General features: G+C 65.1%; 20 protein-coding genes. 12 read left to right on the top strand and 8 right to left on the bottom strand.

Annotated features, from left to right (window positions below):
• Positions 1 to 16 precede the first annotated feature (16 nt).
• Together ACSVDO_RS22755 and ACSVDO_RS22750 are read left to right on the top strand one after the other, a co-directional pair.
• Positions 17 to 2,089, top strand: coding sequence for an acetate--CoA ligase family protein (locus tag ACSVDO_RS22755; RefSeq protein ID WP_489596491.1), 2,073 nt, complete (start codon positions 17 to 19; stop codon positions 2,087 to 2,089).
• Entirely contained in the window at positions 2,086 to 2,961 is an 876-nt protein-coding gene (locus ACSVDO_RS22750; RefSeq protein ID WP_489596490.1) for an alpha/beta fold hydrolase, read from the top strand. Before ACSVDO_RS22755 ends, ACSVDO_RS22750 begins: the two co-directional genes overlap by 4 nt.
• 24 nt (positions 2,962 to 2,985) lie before the next feature.
• Here ACSVDO_RS22750 and ACSVDO_RS22745 read toward each other — a convergent pair whose 3' ends face one another.
• A complete protein-coding gene (locus ACSVDO_RS22745; protein ID WP_489596488.1) occupies positions 2,986 to 4,071 on the bottom strand; it encodes an MBL fold metallo-hydrolase in 1,086 nt (361 codons plus the stop codon).
• A 184-nt stretch (positions 4,072 to 4,255) separates the two neighbouring features.
• On the opposite strand from ACSVDO_RS22745, the gene ACSVDO_RS22740 reads away from it, so the two are divergent.
• Positions 4,256 to 4,924 (top strand): response regulator, encoded by a 669-nt coding sequence (locus tag ACSVDO_RS22740; protein WP_489596486.1) that lies wholly within the window; start codon positions 4,256 to 4,258, stop codon positions 4,922 to 4,924.
• A gap of 9 nt (positions 4,925 to 4,933) precedes the next feature.
• Here the strand turns inward: ACSVDO_RS22740 and ACSVDO_RS22735 are convergent, their stop codons facing one another.
• From ACSVDO_RS22735 to ACSVDO_RS22720, 4 genes are all read right to left on the bottom strand, one after another.
• Positions 4,934 to 6,439 carry a DASS family sodium-coupled anion symporter gene (locus ACSVDO_RS22735; protein ID WP_489596484.1) on the bottom strand — a complete coding sequence of 502 codons (1,506 nt, stop codon included), beginning with the start codon at positions 6,437 to 6,439 and terminating at the stop codon, positions 4,934 to 4,936.
• Between the two features lie 164 nt (positions 6,440 to 6,603).
• Positions 6,604 to 9,429, bottom strand: a complete 2,826-nt coding sequence (locus ACSVDO_RS22730; RefSeq protein WP_489596483.1) for a bifunctional diguanylate cyclase/phosphodiesterase — start codon at positions 9,427 to 9,429, stop codon at positions 6,604 to 6,606.
• Positions 9,430 to 9,610: 181 nt separating this feature from the next.
• Entirely contained in the window at positions 9,611 to 10,021 is a 411-nt protein-coding gene (locus ACSVDO_RS22725; protein WP_332538604.1) for a lysozyme inhibitor LprI family protein, read from the bottom strand.
• A 65-nt stretch (positions 10,022 to 10,086) separates the two neighbouring features.
• Entirely contained in the window at positions 10,087 to 11,670 is a 1,584-nt protein-coding gene (locus ACSVDO_RS22720) for a sensor domain-containing diguanylate cyclase (protein WP_489596481.1), read from the bottom strand.
• A 394-nt stretch (positions 11,671 to 12,064) separates the two neighbouring features.
• Here ACSVDO_RS22720 and ACSVDO_RS22715 point away from each other — a divergent pair, with 394 nt between their 5' ends.
• From ACSVDO_RS22715 to ACSVDO_RS22680, 8 genes are read left to right on the top strand one after another with little or no spacing between them, the layout of a single operon-like run.
• Positions 12,065 to 12,955 (top strand): NAD(P)-dependent oxidoreductase, encoded by an 891-nt coding sequence (locus ACSVDO_RS22715; protein WP_489596479.1) that lies wholly within the window; start codon positions 12,065 to 12,067, stop codon positions 12,953 to 12,955.
• Between the two features lie 9 nt (positions 12,956 to 12,964).
• The gene (locus tag ACSVDO_RS22710; protein WP_332538607.1) at positions 12,965 to 13,954 is read left to right on the top strand and encodes a Bug family tripartite tricarboxylate transporter substrate binding protein; all 990 of its coding nucleotides are present in this window, start codon (positions 12,965 to 12,967) and stop codon (positions 13,952 to 13,954) included.
• Positions 13,955 to 13,958: 4 nt separating this feature from the next.
• On the top strand, positions 13,959 to 15,389 hold the full coding sequence (locus ACSVDO_RS22705; RefSeq protein WP_489597373.1) for an NAD-dependent succinate-semialdehyde dehydrogenase: 1,431 nt from the start codon (positions 13,959 to 13,961) through the stop codon (positions 15,387 to 15,389).
• Positions 15,386 to 16,273 carry an NAD(P)-dependent oxidoreductase gene (locus ACSVDO_RS22700; protein WP_489597371.1) on the top strand — a complete coding sequence of 296 codons (888 nt, stop codon included), beginning with the start codon at positions 15,386 to 15,388 and terminating at the stop codon, positions 16,271 to 16,273. Before ACSVDO_RS22705 ends, ACSVDO_RS22700 begins: the two co-directional genes overlap by 4 nt.
• Complete coding sequence (locus tag ACSVDO_RS22695; protein ID WP_332548934.1) at positions 16,270 to 16,620, top strand: hypothetical protein; 351 nt, start codon at positions 16,270 to 16,272, stop codon at positions 16,618 to 16,620. The genes ACSVDO_RS22700 and ACSVDO_RS22695 overlap by 4 nt, the downstream gene beginning before the upstream one ends.
• Positions 16,617 to 17,456, top strand: coding sequence for an alpha/beta fold hydrolase (locus ACSVDO_RS22690; RefSeq protein WP_489597369.1), 840 nt, complete (start codon positions 16,617 to 16,619; stop codon positions 17,454 to 17,456). Before ACSVDO_RS22695 ends, ACSVDO_RS22690 begins: the two co-directional genes overlap by 4 nt.
• Positions 17,457 to 17,484: 28 nt before the next feature.
• Positions 17,485 to 18,708 carry an ABC transporter substrate-binding protein gene (locus tag ACSVDO_RS22685; protein WP_489597367.1) on the top strand — a complete coding sequence of 408 codons (1,224 nt, stop codon included), beginning with the start codon at positions 17,485 to 17,487 and terminating at the stop codon, positions 18,706 to 18,708.
• Between the two features lie 8 nt (positions 18,709 to 18,716).
• Entirely contained in the window at positions 18,717 to 19,496 is a 780-nt protein-coding gene (locus ACSVDO_RS22680; protein ID WP_489597365.1) for an N-acyl homoserine lactonase family protein, read from the top strand.
• Here the strand turns inward: ACSVDO_RS22680 and ACSVDO_RS22675 are convergent.
• Both ACSVDO_RS22675 and ACSVDO_RS22670 read right to left on the bottom strand, forming a co-directional pair.
• Positions 19,481 to 20,671, bottom strand: coding sequence for an MFS transporter (locus ACSVDO_RS22675; protein WP_489597364.1), 1,191 nt, complete (start codon positions 20,669 to 20,671; stop codon positions 19,481 to 19,483). The two genes, ACSVDO_RS22680 and ACSVDO_RS22675, sit on opposite strands and share 16 nt — an antisense overlap.
• A 38-nt stretch (positions 20,672 to 20,709) precedes the next feature.
• On the bottom strand, positions 20,710 to 21,912 hold the full coding sequence (locus ACSVDO_RS22670) for an MFS transporter (protein WP_489597363.1): 1,203 nt from the start codon (positions 21,910 to 21,912) through the stop codon (positions 20,710 to 20,712).
• Between the two features lie 134 nt (positions 21,913 to 22,046).
• Here ACSVDO_RS22670 and ACSVDO_RS22665 point away from each other — a divergent pair, with 134 nt between their 5' ends.
• Positions 22,047 to 22,634 (top strand): TetR/AcrR family transcriptional regulator, encoded by a 588-nt coding sequence (locus ACSVDO_RS22665; protein WP_489597362.1) that lies wholly within the window; start codon positions 22,047 to 22,049, stop codon positions 22,632 to 22,634.
• Positions 22,635 to 22,832: 198 nt separating this feature from the next.
• Here the strand turns inward: ACSVDO_RS22665 and ACSVDO_RS22660 are convergent, their stop codons facing one another.
• Positions 22,833 to 24,164 carry an MmgE/PrpD family protein gene (locus tag ACSVDO_RS22660; RefSeq protein WP_489597360.1) on the bottom strand — a complete coding sequence of 444 codons (1,332 nt, stop codon included), beginning with the start codon at positions 24,162 to 24,164 and terminating at the stop codon, positions 22,833 to 22,835.
• Between the last annotated feature and the right edge of the window lie 152 nt (positions 24,165 to 24,316).

The following is a 24,316-nucleotide window of genomic DNA, read 5'->3' as shown; positions in this document are numbered from 1 at the left end:
CAACCAGAAATCCTTCATGCCTCTTTCCTCCTCCGCCTCCATCTGCCAGGCGCTGCTCTACCCCAGGAGCATTGCACTGGTCGGCGTGTCCGATGACGTGAACAAGACCGGCGGGCGGCCGCTGCAGTTCATGCGCCGCTCGGGCTTTGCGGGAACGATCTACCCGATCAATCCCAACCGCACCCAGGTGCAGGGCGAGAAAGCCTGGCCCAGTCTTGCCGCGCTGCCCGAAGTGCCCGAGCATGTGTTTGTGCTCTCGCCCACCGATTCGGTCGTGCCCACGGTGCAGGAATGCGCCGACCTGGGAGTGAAGCTGGTGACCATTCTGGCCAGCGGTTTCTCCGAGTCGGGCGCCGAAGGCCTGGCGCGAGAGGACGCGCTGCGGGCGATCGCCCAGAAGACCGGCATCCGCATACTTGGCCCGAGCAGCCTGGGCGTGGTCAATCCCGGCAACGGACTGATGCTGACCGCCAACGCGGCCTTTGCCGAGCCCGACATGCCCAAGGGCAATGTGTTTGTCGCCTCGCACAGCGGCAGCATGATTGGCGCACTGGTCTCGCGCGGCAAGGCGCGCGGCGTGGGCTTTGCCGGCCTGGTCTCGGTGGGCAGCGAAGTCGATCTGAGCGTGGGCGAAATCTGCGCGGCCACGCTCGACGACCCCGCCATCCAGGGCTATGTGCTGTTTCTCGAAAGCCTGCGCCACGGCGACGCCATCCAGGCGTTTGCGCGCGCGGCCGCGAAACGCGGCAAGCCCGTGGTCGCCTACAAGCTGGGGCGCTCCAGCGCCGCCGCGGAAATGGCCGCGACGCATACCGGCGCGCTTGCCGGCGAAGACGACATTGCCGACGCATTTCTCAAGGACCTGGGCGTGGTGCGCGTGGAAATGCTGGAAACCCTGTTCGAGGTGTTTCCGCTGGCGCGCAAGATTCCACTGGTGCCAAAGACCGGCAAGCGCGTGGGCGTGGTCACCACCACCGGCGGCGGCGCGGCCATGGTGGTCGACCAGCTGGGCATTCGCGACGTCACCGTGCAACCGGTCTCGGCCGAAACGCTGGCCAAGCTCCAGGCCGCCAACATCCCGGGCAGCGCGGGCCGGGTGCTCGATCTGACGCTGGCCGGCACCAAGTACGAAGTCATGAAGAAAGCGCTAGACATCCTGCTCGAGGCGCCCGAGTTCGACATGGTGGTGGCCGTGGTGGGCTCGTCGGCGCGCTTCAACCCCGATCTGGCCGTCAAGCCCATCATCGACAGCGCCCACCACGCCAAGCCGCTGCTGGCAATGCTGGTGCCCGATGCGCCCCAGGCCCTGGCGCAGCTGACGCAGGCGCAGATTCCCTGCTTTCGCTCGCCCGAAGCCTGCGCCGATGCGATTGCCTCGGTGCTGGCCCGGCGCATTCCCGGCACGCCCGCCACGGTGCGCGCCAGCGCCGGCCAGGGCCAGGCGCTGAACGAAGCCCAGGCCTATGCGCTGCTCGACACGCTGCAGGTGCCGCATGCGCCCGCGGCGACCTTCGATATCGCCTCGCCGCCGGTTGCGCTGCCCTTCGACTACCCCGTCGTGGCCAAGGTCTGCTCGGCGCAGATTCCGCACAAGACCGAAGTCGGCGGCGTGGTGCTGGGCATTGAGAACGCGCAGCAACTCGCGCACGCCTTCGCCACCCTGCGCGCCAATCTCGCCGAGCGTGCGCCCGGCATTGCCTGCGACCAGGTGCTGGTCCAGCCCATGCGCCGCGGCCTGACCGAAGTGCTGGTCGGCTACCGCGTCGACGCCGATGCCGGCCCCATCATCATGCTGGCCGCGGGCGGCATCTGGGCCGAAGTGATGCGCGACCGCAGCATCCGCCTGGCGCCGGTCAGCGTGGCGACAGCGCGCGAGATGATTGGCGAAGTCAAGATGCTGCAGACCGTCTGCGGCCTGCGCGGCAAGCCCAGAGGCGACCTCGAGGCCCTGGCCCAGGCGATTGCCAATCTGTCGCAGCTTGCGCTGCGGCCCGAGCTGCGGGTCAGCGAAGCCGAAGTCAACCCGCTGATGGTCATGCCCGAAGGCCGGGGCGTGATGGCCGTGGACGCGCTGATAATGCAATATTGACCGAGACCCTTGCGCAGATGATTGCCTTCCCCCCCGATGAAATCCAGGCCGCGGCCGCGCTGATTGCCGACTGCGACCGCCGTGCCACCCACCATGTTCTTGACCTGGGCGGCTGTGAAACCCGCTGGCGCGTCTGGGGAAGCGGCACGCCGCTGGTGCTGATCCACGGCGGCCATGGCGCCTGGACGCACTGGATTCGCAACATCGAGGCGCTGGCGGCGCATTTCCGCGTGATCGTTCCCGACCTCGCGGGCTTTGGCGACTCCGCCGACTTCGCGGCCGCAGCGCATGCGCCCGAACGCCTGGAACTGCTGGTGGAAAGCCTACGCCTGGGCGTGGAGCAGCTGGCGCCCGAGGGCCCGCTGCACCTGGCGGGCTTCTCGTTTGGCGGCGCGGTGGCCGGCCTGCTCGCGCCGCGCCTGCCCCGGCTTGAGCGCCTGGCGCTGCTGGGCTGCGGCGGCCATGGCGGCGCGCGCCGCGACAAGCAGGCGCTGCACGACTGGCGCGCGCATGAAGGCGCGCAGCGCTGGCAGGCGCTGCTGCAGAACGTCGAAGCCTTCATGCTCGCCGGCCCGGCCGACGCGCTGGCGCTGCAGGTGCATGGCCAGGCCTGTGAGCGCACACGTTTTCGCAGCAAGGCGATTTCGCGCAGCCCGCTGCTGCTGCAGGCGCTGCAGGACTTCGACAAGCCCGTGCTGCTGGTCTGGGGCGAGGACGATGTCACCGCCATTCCGGCCGAAGCCGCGCAGGCGCTGAGCCAGCAGCGACCCGGACGCGACTGGACCATTCTTGCGGGCGCGGGCCACTGGGTGCAGTACGAGCGGCCCGAAGCCGTCAACACGCTGCTGGCCAGCTGGCTGCAGGCCGCGTAGAAGCGCTTCGCGGCCCCACGGGCGTCAGTCGCCCGGGCATTCCATCTCGCCCTGGCGCGGGTTGCTGCCCTGCACGCCCGGGCCGACGCCCGATGCGGGCAGTCCCATCGCCAGCTTCACCTCGGCATTGCCGTCCGGGCGCAGACCCTTGGCATCGTAGAGGTAGGCGTCGAAGTAGTTGGTCGCGTAGACCTGCGGAACCCCGGACTTGGCCAGGAACTTCTTGAGCTCGGGCATCTCGTCTTCCACATAGGGATAGTGCAGACCGTTGGTGATGTTGAAGCCGCCGCGCGCGCCGAAATGGTGGGGCATGAAGTATTTGACGTCAAACGCCGGCACCACCACGCGCGCCTGGTTCACCACGCGGGATTCCGGGCCGCCTTGCCACACTTCAAAGCCATCGATGCCCGCGTCGCGCACGGCCTTCGAAAGATTGGAAAGCGGTGCGCCGCGATTGACGCCATCGGTGTCTATCTGGTCGGTGGTCAAATCCTTGCCGCCGGCGCCCGAATCGGTCACATACCAGGTCAGCGTCTTCTCGGCGGTCTTGGCCGTGAACAGGTAGCCGAAGGTTTCAATGCCGCCGCCGTTTTGCAGCAGGCCGCAGCCTATGCTGTGCACCCAGCGCACCACGCGCATGGTCACATGTTCGTTGAGCTGCACCTTCTCGCCGCCATACAGCGCGGTGCACTTCGCCGCGGCAATTCCATAGGCCACCGCTTCCTGGCACGCGGCCTTGGAGCCGTAATACTGGGCCTTGGTCTGCTTTGCCCATTCTGGTGTATCGACCGAGTGGTCGCCATGCAGATGGCCCAGAAGAACGACGTCGACATCCCCCTTGAGCTTGAGCGCATCGTGCACCTTGGTGACCATTGCCGGGTTTGCGTCGCGCGCGGGATAGCCGACCGCGCCGTCAAGCAGTATGCCCAGCTCGCCCACCTGGTAGTGCCAGTTGGTGACCCCGAACCAGGTCATGCGCACATTCTTCGGCGAGGTGTCGACGAGCGGTGGCTCGGCGACCACATCGCCATCACCGCCGTCACCGCCACAGGCGATCACCAGGCAGGCGACGGCAAGCGCGCCCAGGCTGTATTTGTATTGGATTCTCAAGACTTGTCTCCTTGATGGTTGCGGCGAGGAATTCGCCGGGACTTGCCCGACGAAGATAGGTGGGCGCAGCTTTCATTGCGCTGTCAAAAATCGGCCCGGGCCACAAGGGTTTCCTCCGGACTGGCAGCAGCGCCGCGCACTCGGGACAATGGCTTGGACAACTGGGAGCTACAACGGAATGGGCATGCGACTTTTACTGGCCGAAGATGAATCGGCGCTGGCCGACTGGCTGATGCGCACGCTCGCGCAAAGCGGCAATCAGGTCGACTGGGTGGCGGATGGCCGTCTCGTGCGCCGCGCCATGCGCGGCAATCGCTATGACGCGTTGATACTCGATCTGGGCCTTCCGGGCCTGGGCGGAGAAGAGGTGCTCGAACAACTGCGCGAAGCGCAGGATCCCGTTCCCATTCTTGTGCTCACGGCGCGCGATACGCTGGCGCAGAAAGTCGCGACATTGAGAGGCGGCGCCGACGACTTTCTTGCCAAGCCTTTCGAAGTCGAGGAACTGGAGGCTCGGCTGCTCGCCCTGCATCGCCGCGCCAAGGGCCGCGAGCCGACGAAGTACAGCTGCGGCAAACTGGTGTTCGACGTCGCGACCAAACGCTTTGACATAGGCTACGAGGCCCTGTCACTGACCTCGCGCGAACATGCGGTGCTGCGCACGCTCATTGAGCGCGTGGGCGAGCCGCTGACCAAGCGCGAGATGGTCGACCACGTGTTTCCCGAAAACCACGCCGTGCACCCCGAAGCCATCGAGGTCCTGATACACCGTCTGCGCAAGCGCCTCATGGACACCGGGGTACAGATCTCGACGCTCAGAGGACTGGGCTATGTGCTCGAGGCCCAGCCCTGAGCCAGCGCTTCACCAGTAACCCAGCACTTTCCACCATACGGTGCCGACCAGCGCGAACACCAGCAACTCGAGCACGCACATCACGGCACCGACGCGCCACCAGTTGCCCAAGGTCACATAGCCGCTGCCGAAGATGATGGGCGAGGTGCCGGTCGCGTAGTGCGTGAGCGTCATCATGATGGCCGAGCCGGCCACCATCATCAGCATGAAAGGCACGACATACTCGGGAGGAATCAGCTGCGCGCCCACCGTGAGAAAGGCCAGCATCATCGCGCTGATGTGGGCCGTGGTGCTGGCAAACAGGTAGTGCGAGAACACGAAGGCCAGCACCAGCACGGCGGCGATCGGCAGCCAGCCCATGCCGCTGGCGACAATGGCGTCCTTCATGCCTATCGAGAACCAGGTGATCACGCCCAGCTTGTTCAACTGCTCGGCCAGCATCACCAGCGCGCCAAACCAGATCAAGGTGTCCCAGGCGCTTTTCTCCGACAACACGTCGTCCCAGTCGATGGTGCCGGTGATGATCAGGATGAACAGCCCCACGCAGGCAACCACCGTCGGGTCCAGCGTGAACGCCGCGCCGAACAGCATCGCCGGCACGTTGGCCCACAGCAGCAGCATCAGGCCGAACGTGGCCATCATGACCTTCTCGCTGCCCGAGAACGGGCCCATCTTCTGCATCTCGGCACGCGCATACACCACGGCATCGGGCGTGGCCTTGAGTTCGGGCGGGGACAGCAGATAGATCACCAGCGGCATCAGCAGCAGGCACACCAGGCCGGGCAGCAGCATGCACAGCGCCCAGGTGGTCCAGCTCAGATGGAAGCTCTGGTTCGTGGCCTTGGCGACGAAGTCCACCACCAGCGGATTGGGCGCCGTGGCCGTGAGGAACATCGCCGAGGTGATGGGGTTGGCGTGGTAGTTGACCAGCGCGAGATAAGTGCCCACCTTGGCTTCCGTGCCCTTGGCGGGATCGGAGTCGAAGGCGTTGGCAATGGACTTCATGATGGGATGCACGATGCCGCCGCCGCGCGCCGTATTGCTGGGCGTGAAAGGCGCCAGCACCAGCTCGCAGATCGTCAGCCCATAGCCTATGCCCAGCGTGCGCTTGCCGAGCATGGCAATGAACATCAAGCCTATGCGATTGCCCAGACCGGTTTTCTTCAGGCCGCGCGAAATCAGGATGGCAATCACGATCAGCCAGATCAGCGGGCTGGAAAAGCTGCTCAAGGCGTCGGCGATCGCGCCTTTGGAGGAATTGGAAGTGACCTGGGACAGCGACACGATCACGATGGCCATCAGCGCCATCACGCCTATGGGCATGACCTTGAGAATGATGGCGACGATGGTCGTCAGGAATATCGCCACCAGGCTCCAGGCCTTGGGCGTGAGCCCGTCGGGCGTGGGAATCAGCAGCAGGGCCACCAGGACCGCTGTCGCGGCCAGCGCGGGGATCAGCCGGAACGGCACCGCGCCCTCGAAATACCTGAACACTTTCACAATCGTCTTCCACATGGCCCCTGTCCTTCCGTCAATCGTTGCGGACCGCAAGAGGCCCATGGACCTGCAGCACCCGAGCGCGCTGCAGCAGCCGACAGTTTGCCCCGTCCGGCCAGGCCACCGGGTCAACGCAGCGCGCCCTCTTGACCTGCATCAATGCGCCGGCACCCGCGCGCGCACTATTGCACCGGCGAGGCCTGTTCCACGTAGGCGAGAAAATCGGCCTCCGACAGCGGCTTGGCAAAAAGGAAGCCCTGGAAGTGGCGGCAGCGCTTGCCCAGCAGGAAGGCATGCTGCTCCCTGGTTTCCACCCCTTCGGCGAGCACCTGCAGGCCCAGGCTTTCACCCAGCGAAATGATGGTCGCGACGATGGACGCATCGAAGCTGCTGCTGACCACATCGCGAATGAAGGACTGATCGATCTTGAGCTGATCGAGCGGCAGACGCTTGAGATAATTGAGGGACGAATAGCCGGTGCCGAAATCGTCCAGCGAAAAATAAATGCCCATGGATTTGAGCGCGCCCATTTTCTTGGCGATATCGTCGGCATCCTGGGCAAAGATGCTCTCGGTGATTTCCAGTTCGAGCATCAGCGGATTGATCTGGCTGGACTCGATGATGGCCATGGTTTGCGCCAGGAAATCGGGATGCTGAAACTGCTTGGCACTGACATTGGCCGCCAGGCGCAGCTGCGACAGCTCGGGATCGCTGCTCCAGGAGTGCAGCGTCTCGCAGACGCGCTGCAATACCCATTGTCCGAGCTGAAAGATGAAGCCGCTTTTCTCGGCGATGTCGATGAACACCGATGGCGGGATCAGTCCCTTTTCCGGGTGCTTCCAGCGACACAGCGCTTCGGCGCCAGTGACCCGCCCGTGCATATCGACCTGCGGCTGCAGCATCAGAAAGAACTCGTCCGAATACAGCCCGACGCGCATGTCATGCTCTAGCTGCACGCGCTCGGCAATCACTTTCTGCAGTTGCCGGTCAAAGAACTTATAGGTATTGCGGCCGTCGTTCTTGGCGTGGAACATCGCCGAGTCGGCGCCGCTGACGATTTCATCGACCGACTTCTTGCTGCTGTCGAAGAAGGCAACGCCTATGCTTGAAGTAATGTAGTGCTCGCGCGAGGCAAACGACATCGGCGCGGAAATCTCGCGCAGAATGCGCTGGCAAATCCTTTCGGCAGTGGCTCTGGCCTGCTCGAGCTCCGTGCCCAGGCGGCTGAGCACCACGACCAGTTCATCGCCGCCGAATCGCGCCACCACATGTTGCGGCCCCACCGCCTGGCAGACGCGGTTCGCCACATGTTTGAGCACCGCGTCCCCGCATTGATGACCCCAATGGTCGTTGATGAGTTTCAGGTTGTCGATGTCTATCATCAGCACCGCGCCGAACCCGTTGAGCGCGCTGCTTTGCTCTATCAGCTGGGGCGCGACTTCCAGAAAGTTTCCGCGATTGGGCAGACCGGTCAGCACATCGAAATACGCGAGCTGGCGCACCTGCTGCTCGGCGCGCGTGCGCTCGGTGATGTCGCGCGACAGCACGATGAAATTGGGCGGCATGCCGGCCATGCCCTGCTTGCGCGCGACCGAAAGCTCGAAGCAGCGCGTGCCCCCGCCCACATCCAGCTCGATGCGATTGCCCGTGCTGCGCCCCATCGCCTGCGCTTCGTGAATCGAGTCATACAGCACTTTCGCGGCCTTGGAGGGCAGCACATCCCAGGCGGACTTGTTCAGCACGTCCGCGACCGGCATGTTCAGACTCGCCTGGTTGCTGGTTCTCACGGCGAGGTAGCGCGCATTGATATCCATCTCGAACAGCAGGTCGGGAATCGCATCCAGCGTATCGTTGAGATCCGCGGTGATTCCGCGCAGATTGGCCGTCATCGCGATCGCCAATGCCTTGGCACGCTCGCGCGAGGTCAACAACAGAAAAAGAATGACCCCCAGGGAGAAACTCAGAAGAATGCCTATGGAAGCAATCCAGTGGTGCGTCGATGTCTGGTGCTGGGTGATGTAGCTTTCGGTGGGCGTGATTCCGAAATACCATTTTCTGCCGCCGAAATCGAGGTAATCCACCTTGGTGAATCTATTGTCGGCGACCGACTCGTCCTCGACCGTTGCTCCATCCAGGAAGCGGTGCGAAATCGCGGAAACATCGAGCGTCTCCCTTTCGTAGAAGACGAGCTGCAGGCCTGGCGCCAGGCTTTTGGCGATGGGTTGAAAAACATCGACCAGCCGAAAAGGCAGATCCACCCACCCGCGCAGTACCTCGGCGCTTGGCGCTTCTCTTTTATCCGGCATGTAGACTGCCAGGTAAAGAACGAAACCCGCGACATTCTTGCCCGGCTCGTCCTGCACCAGCGTCAATTTCTGCGAGGCGATCAGATCTCCTGTTTCGATGGCCAGCGTCGCCGAGTTCCTGGCCTCCTCGACGGAGAAAATATCAAATCCTATGGATTTCTCATTACCCTGTTTGGGCTCCATGAAAATGATGGGCGCATACGACTGCCTCGCTCCAGCCGGATGGATACGATAGCCAACTTCGCCTTGCTCCTGACTCAACAGCTGCTGCGCACGCGCGGCCGCATCATCGCCAGAGAAAAACTTCGCGAAGCCAACGCCTTGCAGACCGGGAGAAATGGAGCGCAGATTCAAGGAATTCACAAAAATCTTGAACTCGCCCGAATTCACATATTCAGAACCGTCGATGAATCCCTTGACACTGCGCGCAATCAATTCAAAGCTGTTGAATTGATTGGCCAGAAGGTATTTTATGTGGCTGCTCTCCAGCATGATGGTGGAGCGCATATCCTGGTTGGCCAACTGATTTCGCGACACCCAATAAAGCGCAGGGATAAGCGATGCCACCAGCGCCGCGAGTACAGCGACCGCGAGCGCCTTGGCATTGAAAGCGGGACGGGTTTCGAAGAAATCCCCTCGGGCATTCGTTTTATCAGGGCCCCATGGTCTGGAGCCTTCTGCGCGAGATTTCAATGGGGGCATCCTTCATGATCAGACGATAGTTGCATCGCACCCGGCATGAACAAAAATTCTTCGTGAAGCCCAATAGTACGGTAATCATTCATGTATGCACCATCCAGTTAATGGCTTCTCGCTATCGGCATCTGGCTTCATGGCAGGCGATCCAATGGCCTGACAGGCGGCGTCTGCGGCGCGGCCCGGGTCAGCGTGCGGCGCGCAGCTCCACCAGTTCCTGGGCCCTAAGCGAAGTCATCTGCAGCCGGCATAGATTGGCCGACACGCGCGCGAGACTGCCGCCGTCCGGGTCGTGGTAGAAGCTGCAATTGGCATCGCGGAACTGGATCCACAGCCGCTGTGCGGCCTGCAACTGCTTCTTGCGCTCGGGAATGAGATCGAACATCAGCGCTTGAAAGGCCGCATTGAGACGCCGGTCCTGGCGACCATGCTCGGCGCCCATGCATTCGAGCATGGGCAGCGTGACGCCGCCGGCCTTGTCCATGCATGCCGCATATTGCGGCGACAGCGCGGTGTCTTGGGCCAGCACGGGAAGGCAGCTGCTGGCGCCGGCCAGCGCCAGAAGGGCATAACGCAGAAATGACAGGATGGGGCGCATAGATGGTCTCGCTTTGATGGATATCCTACCCGCGCGCGACAATGGTATGGCGCAAGTTCTGTGCATCACGGCTGCGCCAGCACGGCGGCGTGCACTTCAACGCGGTTGCGTCCCAGGCGCTTGGCCTGGTAGAGCATTTCGTCGGCAGTCTTGAGCACGCGCGCAAGATCGGGCGCGCTGCCGGGCCAATGCGCAATGCCCACCGAGATGGTCACATGCGACGCCGGCGCCATGTCCGCCTGCTCGACCAGCAGGCGCAGCCGCTGCGCGACCTGCTGCGCAACGTCAGGCGCGGTACGCGGCAGAAGAATCAGAAACTCCTCGCCGCCCACGCGGCAAAACACATCGCGCTCGCGCGCGCATTCGCGCATGTGCCGGGCCAGCTGCTGCAGCACCCGGTCGCCCGCCTCATGCCCGTAGGTGTCGTTGACGCGCTTGAAATGATCGACGTCGACGCTCATCACCGAAAACGGTGTATTTTCCCGCTCCCAGGTCTGCAGCGCCTGATCGAGCGTGCGCCGGTTGCCCAGGCCCGTCAGCGGATCCGTATGCGCATCGTGGCGCAAGCGGTTGATGTTCTTCTGCAGGAGTCCAATGCCCAGCAGCATGGCTTTCTTGAGCTCCGATGACTCGTAATACCAGGAATGCACGCGCTGGATTTCCTCGGCCGTCTCGGGCTGGTCCATGGTTCGGGCGCCGCTGGCCAATTGCTTGAGCGGGCGCGCGATCTGGCGCGCGCACCACCAGATGAACAACAGCGAAATGGCGGCCGCAGGCAGCGAGTTGAGCAGCACCTGCAGCATCAGCGCATCCAGCGCCGCGAGCGTAGCCTCGCGCGGCCGCTGGGCGACTATGCCCCAGCCGCTCGCAGGAACGGTCGCATAGCCGGCGAGCATCTCGATGTGCTGGCTGTTGACGATCTGCTTCTTGCCCGAAATGCCCGCAATGACTTCATCGATCGCAGGGTTGCCTTGCACCGTGGTGCCCACGCGCTCGTTGAGCGGATGGTAGATCAGGCGCCGGTGCTGGTCGACCACATAGAGGTAGGAGCCGTCCTCGTAGAAGTGCGAGGCCAGCAGGCGGTTGAGGAAGTTCTCGTGCTTGAGATAGATCGTGCCGGCAATCGCGCCAAGGTAGTTGCCATGCGCGTCGTTCACGGGGTGAGAAATGAACACCACCAGGTTTCCGGCCGTCGAAAGATAGGGCTGGCTGATCAGCGGCCGGCGGCTGGAGATGGACTGGGTCGCGCCCAGCGTCTGCAGCTGCATGCCCACCAGATTCAGCGATTGTGGCGAGGTGGCCAGCACTTCGGCCCGGCTGTTGATGATGGCAATCGAGTTGAAGCTGTCGGTCTGCAGGAACAGCCGTTCGGTCTCGGCAGCGAGAAACCGCTTGTCGTTGAAATTTCCGGCGACCACCAGCGCGGCATAGCCCAGTTGCTGCATCACCGAATCGAAGAAATCCTCGGTGCTGGCCGCGAGCTTGGTCGCATAGGCATGGTTGCGCTCGAGTGCGGCATCGATCAGTTGCTGGCGTTGTACCTGGTAGCTGGCATACAGCGTATTGGCCAGAGAAATGAGCGCGCTTGCAATCGTCAGGGCAAGAATCAGGCGCCGCAGATCCATTTTGGCGATGGACTTGAAATTCATTGGCAATGACGTGATCGGATCGAAGGAAAGCAATTGAGCATGGGGTCGTGGCGCGGCTGTGGGCGCTGTCGGCTTGTCGGTCTGGAGCACGCAACGTGCGTCCTTGCAGCCGCGATTGTGCGCGAAGTGCGCAGCGCTGCCGGCAAGGCGCAGCGCCATCTTTGCGCAGCCAGCGCGGGCGCCGGCACGGCCGCCTGCAGAGAGTCTCTTTGCTCATGACGCGCGGCTGCAGCACATCGGCCGGAACGCTCACCTGTCATCAATCAATCGAGATATTCCAAGTCAATAGCATGAACCCTAGGAGTCATGCCAAAAGCTCATACCCGAAAGAATAAATATCCAAACCCCGGGCGCCCCATCCCGATAGATTCAATGCCAGATGCAAGGAGCAATGATGAAAATCGGATTTATTGGTCTGGGTCGTATGGGGTTCTCGCTGGCGCGGTCTCTGCTGAAGAACCAAGGCCAGGTGGTGGTGTATGACACCAACGCCGAGGTGATGCAGCAACTGGAAAAGCAGGGAGCGGTCGTGGCGTACGATGTCGCCAGCCTGTGCCGGCAAGTCGACCTGGTGTTCACCATGCTGCCCGGCCCGCTCCAGGTCAAGGCCGTGGCGCTGGGAGAACAGGGCATCATCGCCCACCTCAAGCCCGGCGCGGTCTACATCGACATGAGCACCATCGATGTGGACACCGTCGATCTGCTGGCCGAGTCCTTTGCCCGCGCCGACATCGTGTTTGGCGACGCGCCCGTGGGCCGGCTGGCAATGCATGCCGATATCGGCGAGTCGCTGTTCATGCTGGGCATTGCCGAGCAGCAGCGCGCCCGGGTCGAGCCGGTTCTGTACCGCATGGGAACCACCATCCACCACTGCGGGCCGGCCGGCAGCGGCACGCGCACCAAGATCATCAACAACATGATGGTGCTGTGCTACTGCCAGATCAATTCCGAGGCGCTGGTGCTGGCCAAGTCGCTGGGGCTGGACATACAGAAGACTTTCGATGTGCTCACCAGCACCACGGCCAGCAACGGCCAGCTCAAGGAGAAATGGCCCAAGAAGGTGCTGGCCGGCGATCTCACGCCGGGCTTCGACATCACGCTGGGCTACAAGGACATTTCACTGGCCGCCAATGCCGGCGCGGCCAGACAGATCGCGCTGCCGGTCTGCGACACCACGAAAAACATCTTCCGCATGGCCCTGGCCGCCGGCAAATCGGGCCAGGACACCTCGTGCCTGACCGATTTCTGGGCCGAAGCCAACGCCATTGAAAAAATCCGACTCTGAGGAGACAGCATGCCATTCCAACGCCGCTTCGCCCTGAAATATGCCGCCGCCCTGCTGGGCAGCACCGGTCTGCTGGCCGCGCCGCTGGCACTGGCCGCGGGCTACCCGACCAAGCCCGTCACCATCTACGTGGGCTTTGCCGCGGGCGGTCCCACCGATGTGGTGGCGCGCATCGTGGCCGACAAGCTGGGCCAGAAACTCGGCCAGAGCTTCATCATCGAGAACCGCGCGGGCGCCAGCGGCGCGGTGGCCGCGGCGCTGGTCAAGAAGGCGCCGGCCGACGGCTACACCTTGATGATAGGCAGCAGCAGCACGCTGTCCATCCTGCCCCATGTGCAAAAGGGCTTGCAGTACGACGCGATCAAGGACTTCACGCCCATTGGTCTGGTCGCAAGCTACCCCTACTATCTCGTCGTTCCCGCGAGCTCGACCTTCAGGAAATACGATGACCTGATTGCCTACGGCCGGGAAAAGGACAAGCGTCTGAGCTATGCCTCGGCGGGCAATGGCGCCGTCAACCACCTCGCGGGCGAATGGTTCAAGAGCGAGACGCGCATCAACGCGCTGCATGTGCCCTACAAGGGCGACTCTGCAGCGGTCAGCGATCTGATTGCGGGCCGCGTCGACTTCGCGTTTCTCGCCGGCGTGGTGGCGATTCCCCAGGACGCGGCCGGCAAGATGCGCATTCTCGCCTCGGCCGGCTCCTCGCCCGACAAGAGCCTCAAGGGAACGCTGGTCATTGGCCAGGACAAGCTGCCCGGCTTCTCGGCCGAGCCCTGGAACGGGCTCATGGGCCCGGCCGGCATCGCGCCCGACATCGTGGCCAGGCTCAACACCGCGCTCAATGAAATCATGAACGCGCCCGACGTCAAGGCCAGGCTGCTGACGCTGGACCAGTACCCGTTCACGCGCACGCCAGAGCAGTTCAAGGCGCATATCCAGCAGCAGTCCGCGAACTGGGCCGCAATCATCAAGAGCGCCAACATCGTTCTCGAATAACACCATGAAATACTCCCAATTCATTGCCGGCGAATTCACGGATGGCAGCGCCTCGCAGCGCATCGAGCTGCTGTCACCCTCGACGGGCCAATCGCTGGGCGACTACGCCATGGCGTCGGGCGACGATGTGCAGCGCGCGATTGCCGCCGCCAGCACGGCTTTCGCGCTCTGGAAGAACAGCGGCGCCATGCAGCGCTCGGACCTGCTGCGCCGCATTGCCGATGAAATGCGCGCCGACCGCGACGCCATCGCGCACCAGATCAGCGCCGAGCTGGGCAAGCCCCAGGCCGAGGCGCAAAAGGAGGTCGATACCGCGGCCGAGATGTTCGAATGGTCGGCCGAGGAGGCGCGGCGCCTTTACGGCCGCGTGATTCCCGCGCGCTCGCCCGGCATACGCCAGACCGCGCAGTTCGAGCCCTGCGGCGTGGTTGCGGGCTTTTCCGGCTGGAATGCGCCGGCGATCACGCCCGCGCGCAAGATCAGCGCGGCGCTGGCCGCGGGCTGCACCATCGTCATCAAGCCTTCCGAGGAAACCGCGGGCGTGGCGCTGCTGCTGGCCCGGGCCGTGGCGCGCGCGGGCGCGCCGGCGGGCAGCGTGAACATGGTGTTTGGCGATCCGGCGCAGATTGCCGACCAGCTGTGCGCCTCGCCCGACATTGCGATGATCACCTTCACCGGCGGCACCGAAGTCGGCCGCCAGCTCGGCGCCAAGGCCGCCCAGGCAATGAAGCGCGCGACGCTGGAGCTCGGCGGCCATGCGCCGGTGATTGTCTGGAACGATGTGGACATCGCCCAGGTCGCGGCCAGCTGCGTTGCAACCAAGTACCGCAACGCCGGCCAGATCTGCACTTCGCCCACGCGTTTCCTGGTGCACGAAAGCATTTACGCCGACTTCTGCGCCAGGTTTGTCGAGCAGGCGCAAAAGCTGCGCCTGGGCGACCCGTTCGACGGCCGCACGCAGATGGGACCGCTCAAGAACCAGCGCCGGCGCGCCGCCATCGAGCGGCTGGTGGCCAATGCGCAGGAATCGGGCGCGCAGCTGCTGACGGGCGGCAAGGCGCCGGCCGGCCCCGGATTCTTCTATGAACCCACGGTGCTGGCCCTGCGCGACCTGCGCGCCGACGCCGCGCATGTAGAGCCTTTCGGGCCGGTCGCGCTGCTGATGCCGGTGAAGGACGCCGACGAGGCGCTGCGCGAAGCCAACCGCCTGCCGTTCGGCCTGGCCGCCTATGCGTTCACGCAGAACATGCAGCTGGCCCACCGCTTTGCCAACGAGATCGAGAGCGGCGTGGTCTGCATCAACGAGCTGCAGGCTTCGCTGCCCGAGACGCCGTTTGGCGGCTACAAGGACAGCGGTCTGGGCTCGGAAGGCGGCATCGAAGGCCTGCGCGAGTTCCTCAAAGTGAAGTGCGTGCGCCAGGGAGGTCTGGCATGAGCACGACCCTGGGCTTCATAGGCGTGGGCGTGATGGGCGCGGGCATGTGCCGCAACCTGGCGCAAAAATCGGGCTGCACGGTGCTGGCCGCCGATCTGGACATGGGCAATGTGCGGGCGCTGGCCGCCGACGGCGTGGTCGCAAGCAGCATCGAGGAGATCGCGCGCAGCGCCGACATCGTGTTTCTGTCGCTGCCGGCGATTGCCCAGGTGGAGGCGGTCTGCACCGGGCCCGGCGGCCTGCTGGCCCACGCCAAGGCCTTGCACACCATTGTCGACATGAGCACCAGCGATGTCGCGCGCACGCGGGCTCTGGCAGGGAAGCTGCAGGCGCGCCGCATTGCGCTGGTCGATGCCCCGGTGGCGCGCAGCCGCGAGGCCGCGCAAAAAGGCACGCTGCTGATCACCGTGGGCGCCAGCGAGGCGCAGTTCGCGGCGCTGCAGCCGCACCTGGCCTGCATGGGCAGCGACGTGCTGCACTGCGGCCCCACGGGCGCGGGCCAGGTGGTCAAGATCATGAACAACATGGTGCTGATCAACACCGTGCATGCGCTGGCCCAGGCCTGCGCGATTGCCGAGCGCGCCGGAGTCGCCAAGGACTTGCTGAGCCAGGCGCTGGGCCTGGGCTCGGCGGCTTCGTTTGCGCTGCAGCTCACCGGCAGCCAATATCTGGCCAAGGACGTCTTTCCGGAAAAGATGTTTTCCGCGGCCTATGCGCACAAGGATTTGCAGCTCGCGCTGGCGCTGTCGCGCAACGTGGGACTGGACGACGGCCTGACCGAATGCACGGCGCGCCAGCTGCAGCAATCCATGGACCGCGGTTATGCGCAGAACTATTACCCGGTGATGTACCGCGTGATTTCAGACCAGGGGAAAAAACCATGAACCCACTACCTGTGCTTGATGAATGGCTGGTGCACCGCGGGCGCTTTGTGAATCTCGTATTCATGCTGCAAAGCGGTGAAAAGGAATGGCTGATCAGGATTCGCGATGGCGCGATTGACAGCCTTCAGGCCGGCCCGTTTGTCATGCCGCGCTGGACGTTTCGCCTGGCCGCCGGCAGCGACGCCTGGCAAAAACATTACGCCGCCACGCCCACGCCCGGTTATCACGACCTGATGGCGATGTGCAAATTCCAGCATTTGCGCATCGAAGGCGACCAGCACGGCTTCATGTGCAACCTGCTGTATTTCAAGGATTTGATCAAGGCGCTTTCGGGAGTCGTGCAATGAGCCATATCGAGAAAATCTCCGGCGGCTATGTGCATTTCGACATACAGGGCCAAAGCCACCGCGTCTATTTTGAAAGCGCGGGCACGGGGCCGGTGCTGCTGTGCCTGCACACCGCGGGCAGCGATAGCCGCCAGTACCGCGGCATTCTCAATTGCACCGCCATCACCGAGCGCTTCCAGGTGGTCTGCTTCGACCTGCCCTACCACGGCAAATCGTCGCCGCCCGCAGGCTGGCAGCAGCGTGAGTACCAGCTGACATCGCAGCTCTATGTGGACACCATCATCGGCTTCATGCAGGCCATGGACATCGAACGCCCGCTGGCCATGGGCTGCTCGATAGGCGGGCGCGTGGTGCTGCACCTGGCGCTGCAGCATCCCGAGAAGTTCCGCGGCCTCATAGGACTGCAGTCGGGCGCGCATGTGAACCCTTACTACAACCTCGAATGGCTGCACCGGCCCGACGTGCATGGCGGCGAAGTCTGCGCCGGCATCGTCTCCGGGCTGATAGGCCCGCACGCGGCCGACGCCGAGCGCTGGGAAACGCTGTGGCATTACATGCAGGGCGGGCCCGGGGTATTCAAAGGCGATCTGCATTTCTACAAAGCGCAAGGCGATCTGCGCGCCCTGGCCCACCAGATCGACACGCGCAAATGCCCGCTGCATCTGCTCACCGGCGAATTCGATTATTCGTGCACCCCCGACGACTCGCGCGATCTGGCGCAGATGATTGCCGGCGCGCATTTGAAGATCATGCCCGGCCTGGGCCATTTCCCCATGAGCGAGGCGCCCGAGGAATTCATCGCCCACCTGCTGCCCGTGCTGCAGAAATTTCATTGACAAGCCTGAAACCACAATGGAGACAAGAATGAAATTCAAACGTCATACCGCGGTATTTCTCGGCGTCCTCGCGCTGGCCTGCGGCGCCCAGGCCCAAGGCAGCGGCGCGAAGATCTCCGACGGCGTGGTGCGCATAGGCGTGCTCACCGATATCAGCGGGCCGTTCATGGACAACGTCGGCCGCGGCTCGATTGCCGCGACCGAAATCGCCATCGAGGAGTTTGGCGGCAAGGTGCTGGGATATCCCATTGAAATGGTGTCGGCCGACCACCAGAACAAGGCCGATATTGCCTCGACCAAGACGCGCGAATGGTTTGACCGCGACAAGGTCGATACCGTGACCGAATTGGGCAACAGCGCGGTGGCGCTGGCCGCGATGCGCATTGCCCAGGAAAAGAGCCGCATGTCCATGGTCACTGGCGCAGGCGCGGTGCGCATCAGCGACGAGGACTGCACGGCCAACAATGTGCACTGGGTCTACGACACCTATGCGCTGGCCAACGTCGGCACCAGGTCGCTGGTTAAGCGCGGCGTCAAGACCTGGTACTACCTGACCGCTGACTACGCTTTCGGCCATTCGCTCGAAGCCGACGGCAGGAAGTTCATCGAGGAGGCCGGCGGCCAGGTGCTGGGCGCCTCGCGCTATCCCTTCCCGGGCAACGACTTCGCCTCCTACATCCTCAAGGCCAAGGAAAGCAAGGCCAATGCGGTGGCGATTGCCACCGCCGGGCTGGATCTGCAGAACGCGATCAAGCAGGGCCGGGAATTCGGCCTGGGCGCGGGCGGGCAGGCCAGCGTCGCGCTGCTGATGAGCATCATGGACGTGCACGGCCTGGGCCTGAGGAACGCCGGCGGCATGATGTTTGCCGAGACCTTCTACTGGGATCTGGACGACGCCTCGCGCCAGTTTGCCGAGCGCTTCTTCAAGAAGATGAAGAAGATGCCCACGGCGCTGCAGGCCGGCCAGTATTCGGCGGTGCGCACCTATCTCAAGGCCGTCGAGCAGGCGCGCAGCGACGAAGTGGGCGCGGTGATCCAGGCCATGAAGGGCATGCAGATCAACGATGCCTTTGCCAGGAACGGCGTGCTGCGCGCCGACGGCAAGATGGTGCACGACATGTACCTGGTCCAGGTCAAGACGCCGGCCGAATCCAAGAAGCCCTGGGATTACTACAAGATCGTCGAGACCGTGGCCGGCAAGGACGCCTTTGCCGGCCTGAACGACAGCAAGTGTTCGCTGGTCAGGAAGTAGGCCGCGCCATGCCGGCCTACGAGGTGTTTGCGATCAAGTACGCGTCGGTGGACCGGCCGCGCCAGAGCAACTTTCTGGCGCCGGCCGGCGGCGATCCCGCGGCGCCCATGGCGCTGGACTTCTTTGTCTGGCTCGTCCGGGGCCATGGCCAGCTGCTGCTGGTGGACACCGGCTTCAGCCAGGTCTCGGCGCTGGCGCGCCAGCGCAGCTTCCTGCTGTCGCCGGTCGAATCGCTGCAGCGGCTGGGCGTGCAAGCCGGCGATATCCGGGACATCGCCATCACCCATCTGCATTACGACCATGCGGGCAATGTGCACCTGTTCCCGAACGCGCGCATCTGGCTGCAGCAGCGCGAGATGGCGTATGCGACCGGCCAATGCATGTGCGATGCCAGGCAAAACCACTTCTTCGCGCTGGACGACATAGCCGTGGTGCTCAAGCGCCTGTATGCAGGCGATGTGCGCCTGATCGACGGCGAGCATGCGTTTGCGCCCGGCATCGACCTGCACCGCATAGGCGGACATACCGACGGCCTGCAGGTGGTGTCGGTGACGACGGCCAAAGGCTGGGTGGTGCTGGCGTCCGACGCCGCGCACTATTACGAGAACCTGCAGCAGCGCAACCCGTTTCCCGCCATCCACAGCCGCGCGGACATGATGGCTGGCTATGACCGCATCGAGGCGCTGGCCGGCAGCGCCGACCTGATCGTTCCCGGCCATGACCCGCTGGTCTGCGAACGCTTCGAGCGCGTGCCCGCGCCGGGCGCGCATATCTACCGCATTGCCTGAGGCCGGGTGCGCGCCAGGGCCAGGCTCAGCAGCAGGGCCAGTCCGGCCAGGCCGCCCGCAAGCCACAGCGTGGCCGGCAGGCCAGCCGCATCGACCACGCGGCCGCCCGCCCAGGCGCCCAGCGCAATGCCGACATTGAACACCGCCACGTACAGGGCGCCGGCGATCTCCACGGCGCGCGGCGCGGCCTGCATCATCCAGGTCATCAGACCCACCGAGACCCCGCCATAGGCCAGGCCCCAGAGCAGCAGTGCCGCGCCCGCGCCCGCATGCGAGTCGGCCACGGCCAGGAACAGCCAAGGTGCGAGCAGCAGGCCCAGCGCAATGACCGCCACGGTGGCCGCGCTGCGCCGCGCGGCGCTGATGCCCGCCAGGAAATTGCCGGCCAGGCCCGCAACGCCATAAGCCAGCAACAGGCCGCCCAGCCATTGCGCGTCGAACCGCGCCACCGACAGCAGCAGCGGGCGCACAAAGGTGAAGGCCATGAAATGCCCGGCCACCAGCAGCAGCGTCAGCGCCAGCCCGGCCTGCAGCCGGCGGTTGGCCAGCTGTTCGCCGAAGTGGCGCAGACGCGCCGAGCCGGTGGCCGGCAGCGGCGGCACCACGGCCAGGTGCAGCGCCAGCACCAGGGCGCTGAGCAAGGCCATGCCGGCAAAGGCCCAGCGCCAGCCCGCAAGATCGCCGACCAGCGCGCCCAGCGGCACGCCCAGCACCGACGCCGCCGCGACGCCGCCAAAGATGATGGAGGTGGCCAGGCCGACCGCAGGGCCGGGCACCAGCCGCGCCGCGAGGCCGCCGGCAATGGCCCAGATTCCGCCCATGCAAAAGCCCACCAGCACGCGCGCCGCCAGCATCCAGCCCAGCCCCGGCGCAAGCGCCGAAGCCAGGTTGGCAATCACCAGCAGGCCCAACAGGCCGCCGAGAATCCGGCGCCGGTCCATGGCGCGCGCGGCAATCACCACCAGCGGCGCGAACAGCGCGGCCAGCAGGGCGGGCAGCGAGATCAGCAGGCCGGCCGTGCCGGTCGAGGTCTGCAGGCTGTCGGCAATCGGCGTCAGCAGGCCCACGGGCAGCATTTCCGTCGTCACCACGCAGAAGGTAGACAGGCCGGCGGCGGCCACGGCCGCCCAGGGATGGCGGGCCGCGGGTGCGGCGGCGCAGGAAGACAATGGCATGGCGCGAATCCTTGAAACAAACAATGGGAGAGCGGGCATCACGCCGTGGCCAGGGCCAGGCCCTGCCGGCGCAGCCGGCCGTGGGCCCACAGCGCCAGCAGCAGCACGCCGGCCCCGGCGCACAGCGCCACGCGAAAGCCCGCCGCCGCACCGGCGCCGTCCACCAGCCGGCCGGAGGTCGCGGCGCCCAGCGCGATGCCCACATTGAGCCCGGCCAGCAGCCAGGTGATGCCTTCGGTCAGCTGCTGCGCGGGCAGCAGGCGCTCGACCAGCGACATCGCGACAATCATGGTCGGCGCAAAGAACAACCCGGCCAGCAGCACGGCGCCGGCCAGCGCGGGAATGCTGGACACCCACAGCAGCGGCAGCGTGGTGGCGGCCGTCGCCAGGCTGCCGAGCAACAGCAGGCGGTGCAAAGGCGTTGTCAGCGAAGCGGCGCCAAACAGCAGCCCGGCGAGCGCCGAACCCGCGGCATAGGCCGACAGCACCCAGCTGGCCGCCGCCGGCTGGCCGGCCTGCGCGGCAAAGGCGACGCTGACGATATCGACCGTGCCGACAATCACGCCCATGGCCACCATCAGCAGCGCCAGCAGCCGCACATCGGCCAGGCGCAGCACCGAAGCGCCCGCCCTGCCTGCGGCAGGCGTTTCGAGCGGCGGCTCGGTGGCGCGCTGCAGCACCAGGGCCGCAACGCCCAGCAGCAGGAGCAGGGCCGCGGCCAGCGGACCGGCTGCGGGCGCCAGCGCCACGCACAGGCCCACCGACAGCGGCGGCCCCGCAATGAACGTGACTTCATCGAGCACCGTTTCCAGCGCATAGGCGGTCTGCAGGCGCGGCTGGCCGCGATAGATCGCGGTCCAGCGCGCACGCACCATGGCCGACATGCTGGGCATGGCGCCGGCCAGCAGCGCAGCTGCAAACAGCGTCCAGTCGGGCGCCTGCCACCAGGCGCTGGCGCACAGCAGCAGCAGGCCGAGCGCGCTGATGGCGGCAGCGGCTGGCAGCACCCGGCCCTGGCCCCGGCGGTCGACCCGGCGCGAGATCTGCGGCGACAGCAAGGCGTAGGCCAGCACAAACGTCGCGGACACCGCGCCGGCCAGCGCATAGCTGCCGCGCAGCAGCGCCAGCATGGTGATGATGCCTATGCCCGTCATGGGCAGCGCCAGCCGCGCCAGCAGGCCGGCCAGCGCAAAGGCCTTGGCGCCGGGTGCGGCAAAAAGTTCTCGATAGGGGTTGCTCATCTCTTTCTCCGCGGAACGCGCGCTTGCCGGCAAGGGGCGAGGCAGCGACAATACATACACAGCGTATGAATAGAATCGTACATTCATACGCAACGTATGTAAACAATCATGCACACCGTATGTAAGGAGAAGGAATGGTTCGTCGCACCCGCGCCGAGATGGAAGAAACCCGTGCAACCCTGCTGGCCACCGCGCGTCAGGTGTTCTGCGAACAGGGATATGCCGACACGTCGATGGATGAAATGACCGCGCAGGCCGGCCTCACGCGCGGCGCGCTGTATCACCACTTTGGCGACAAGAAGGGCCTGCTGGCGGCGGTGACGGCGCAGATCGACGCCGAGATGGATGCGCGCCTGCAGGCCATCTCCGACGGCGCCCAGGACGCCTGGCAAGGTTTTTGCCAGCGCTGCCGCGCCTATCTGGAAATGGCGCTGGAGCCCGAAATCCAGCGCATCGTGCTGCGCGACGCACGCGCGGTGCTGGGCGGCGCCTCGCCCGATTCCCAGCGCCACTGCCTGGATTCCATGCAGCGATTGATTGAAAACCTGATGGCCCGGGGCGTGGTGGCCGACGCCGATGCGCGCGCGCTGGCCGCGCTGATCTACGGCAGCCTGAGCGAAGCCGCGTTCTGGATTGCCGACGGCGAAGACGGCGATGCGCGCCTGGCGCGCGCCAGCCAGGCGCTCGATCTGCTGCTGCGCGGCTTGTTGGTCAGGGCGTAGGGGAAGGCGCGTCGGTGGGCGGCAAACGGGTCAAAACTCTGCGTCGTGCGCTTGCTTTGCCGGGGGCGTCAAAGGATGGACGGTCTGCGCTCCAGGCATGAGAACGGGCCGTTCATGGTTCGACAGGCTCACCACGAACGGTGGATGCTCGAGGCACAGGATGAATGGCCTGCGCTCAAGGAAAGAGAGTTGCGTGACTCAAAAGAATCCCACATTCTCCGCACGCTCCAGGTCCCACAACTGCCGCGCAACGCGTTCCAATGCGTCGGCCCCCAGCACCGGCCCGGCAAACTCCTCGAGCTTGGACTGCAGGTCGTCGTCGGTCAGCGGCAGGTCGGGGTCGCCCTTGCGCGTGGGCTGCAGGAAGCGGTGCTGCGTGCCGTCGTGCAGCGTGATCGCCACGGCAGCCGCGCGCTGGCCGGGGAACTGCTGGTCGAGCACGGGCTCGACTTCCAGCACCACGCGCGCCATCAGCGCGCGCAGCGTGGGGTCGGCCAGGCGCGCGGCGTCAAATGCCGCCAGGCGCACGCTGCCGAACAGCAAGGCCGTTGCCACCACGTAGGGAATGCTGAAGCGCGCCTCGGCAGCCGTGGTCGGCGTGGGGTTGCCGGCAACCGCCAGCGCGGGCGCGTAGGTGCTGACGCGGATCTCGGCGATGTCCGCGGCATGGATGCCATGCGCCTGCTGCAGGGCCAGCGCGCCGTCTATGGGCGCAAACGTGTGGCCGCAGCAGGTATGGTTCTTGAACGTCATCGAACAGATGTTGAAGACCTCGCCCAGGTCGGCCAGCACGGGCGCCCAGTCGGGCGCGTTGCTCATTGCCACGCCCATGCCCATCTTGCCTTCAAACACATCGAGCGAGCCGGTCACGCCCTGCTGTGCCATCGCGGCCGCGGCGACGCCGGCCTCGGCGGCGCGGCCCGAATGCAGCGGCTTGGACATCGAGTCCATCTGGAAGGCCTGCTGCAGCCCGGCGGCAAAGGTCGCCGCAGTGCACAGCGCATGCGTGAACTGCGCCGCATCCAGGCGCAGCAGATAGGCCGCGGCCGCGGCCGCGCCAAACGTGCCTACGGTGCCGGTGTTGTGCCAGTGCTGGTAATGCGCGCGCCCGAGGATCTGGCCTATGCGCGTCGACACCTCGTAGCCGACAATCACCGCGCGCAGGAATTCCTCGCCGCTGGCCTGCTGCTGCTGGGCCACGGCCAGCGCCGCGGAAATCGTCGGCGCGCCCGGGTGGTAGATGGCGTGCTTGAAGATGTCGTCGACTTCGGCCGCGTGCGAGGCCGTGCCGTGGATCAGCGCCGCGGCCTTGACGCTTGCCTGGCGGCCCAGCGCCAGGCGCGCCGCGCCGCGGTCCAGGTCTTCGGCCATGGCCTTTTCCAGCAGCGGCGTGGGGTTCATGCCGTAGCCGGCGATCAGCGCCGCATACCAGTCGACGACCGCACGCTTGGCATGGTGCATGACGTCGGACGTCACGGGTGCGCAATGGAAGCGGGCGCCGAAATGGCCCAGGGTTTCGCTGACGTACATGGGTGATGGCTGGCGGCAAGCACCAGGGAATTGCAGATGAACAAAGGATATGTCTGCCGTACCTGTCCAGACATATCCTTTGCTCATGCCAGCCCGCGAAATTGGAACAACTGGCCGCTGCTTGCAGGGCCGAAGATGCAGCCGTTCACCAC

The organism is Comamonas sp. DB36 (assembly GCF_057914905.1).
This window is presented reverse-complemented; position numbering and strand designations above follow the sequence as displayed.

Excerpts from the sequence above, each read along its gene's own strand:
- ACSVDO_RS22755 (WP_489596491.1), top strand. The coding sequence starts at position 17 with ATGCCTCTTTCCTCCTCCGCCTCCATCTGCCAGGCGCTGCTCTACCCC.
- ACSVDO_RS22740 (WP_489596486.1), top strand. The coding sequence starts at position 4,256 with ATGCGACTTTTACTGGCCGAAGATGAATCGGCGCTGGCCGACTGGCTG.
- ACSVDO_RS22735 (WP_489596484.1), bottom strand. The coding sequence starts at position 6,439 with ATGTGGAAGACGATTGTGAAAGTGTTCAGGTATTTCGAGGGCGCGGTG.
- ACSVDO_RS22730 (WP_489596483.1), bottom strand. The coding sequence starts at position 9,429 with ATGCCCCCATTGAAATCTCGCGCAGAAGGCTCCAGACCATGGGGCCCT.
- ACSVDO_RS22725 (WP_332538604.1), bottom strand. The coding sequence starts at position 10,021 with ATGCGCCCCATCCTGTCATTTCTGCGTTATGCCCTTCTGGCGCTGGCC.
- ACSVDO_RS22720 (WP_489596481.1), bottom strand. The coding sequence starts at position 11,670 with ATGAATTTCAAGTCCATCGCCAAAATGGATCTGCGGCGCCTGATTCTT.
- ACSVDO_RS22715 (WP_489596479.1), top strand. The coding sequence starts at position 12,065 with ATGAAAATCGGATTTATTGGTCTGGGTCGTATGGGGTTCTCGCTGGCG.
- ACSVDO_RS22710 (WP_332538607.1), top strand. The coding sequence starts at position 12,965 with ATGCCATTCCAACGCCGCTTCGCCCTGAAATATGCCGCCGCCCTGCTG.
- ACSVDO_RS22705 (WP_489597373.1), top strand. The coding sequence starts at position 13,959 with ATGAAATACTCCCAATTCATTGCCGGCGAATTCACGGATGGCAGCGCC.
- ACSVDO_RS22700 (WP_489597371.1), top strand. The coding sequence starts at position 15,386 with ATGAGCACGACCCTGGGCTTCATAGGCGTGGGCGTGATGGGCGCGGGC.
- ACSVDO_RS22695 (WP_332548934.1), top strand. The coding sequence starts at position 16,270 with ATGAACCCACTACCTGTGCTTGATGAATGGCTGGTGCACCGCGGGCGC.
- ACSVDO_RS22690 (WP_489597369.1), top strand. The coding sequence starts at position 16,617 with ATGAGCCATATCGAGAAAATCTCCGGCGGCTATGTGCATTTCGACATA.
- ACSVDO_RS22685 (WP_489597367.1), top strand. The coding sequence starts at position 17,485 with ATGAAATTCAAACGTCATACCGCGGTATTTCTCGGCGTCCTCGCGCTG.
- ACSVDO_RS22680 (WP_489597365.1), top strand. The coding sequence starts at position 18,717 with ATGCCGGCCTACGAGGTGTTTGCGATCAAGTACGCGTCGGTGGACCGG.
- ACSVDO_RS22675 (WP_489597364.1), bottom strand. The coding sequence starts at position 20,671 with ATGCCATTGTCTTCCTGCGCCGCCGCACCCGCGGCCCGCCATCCCTGG.
- ACSVDO_RS22670 (WP_489597363.1), bottom strand. The coding sequence starts at position 21,912 with ATGAGCAACCCCTATCGAGAACTTTTTGCCGCACCCGGCGCCAAGGCC.
- ACSVDO_RS22665 (WP_489597362.1), top strand. The coding sequence starts at position 22,047 with ATGGTTCGTCGCACCCGCGCCGAGATGGAAGAAACCCGTGCAACCCTG.
- ACSVDO_RS22660 (WP_489597360.1), bottom strand. The coding sequence starts at position 24,164 with ATGTACGTCAGCGAAACCCTGGGCCATTTCGGCGCCCGCTTCCATTGC.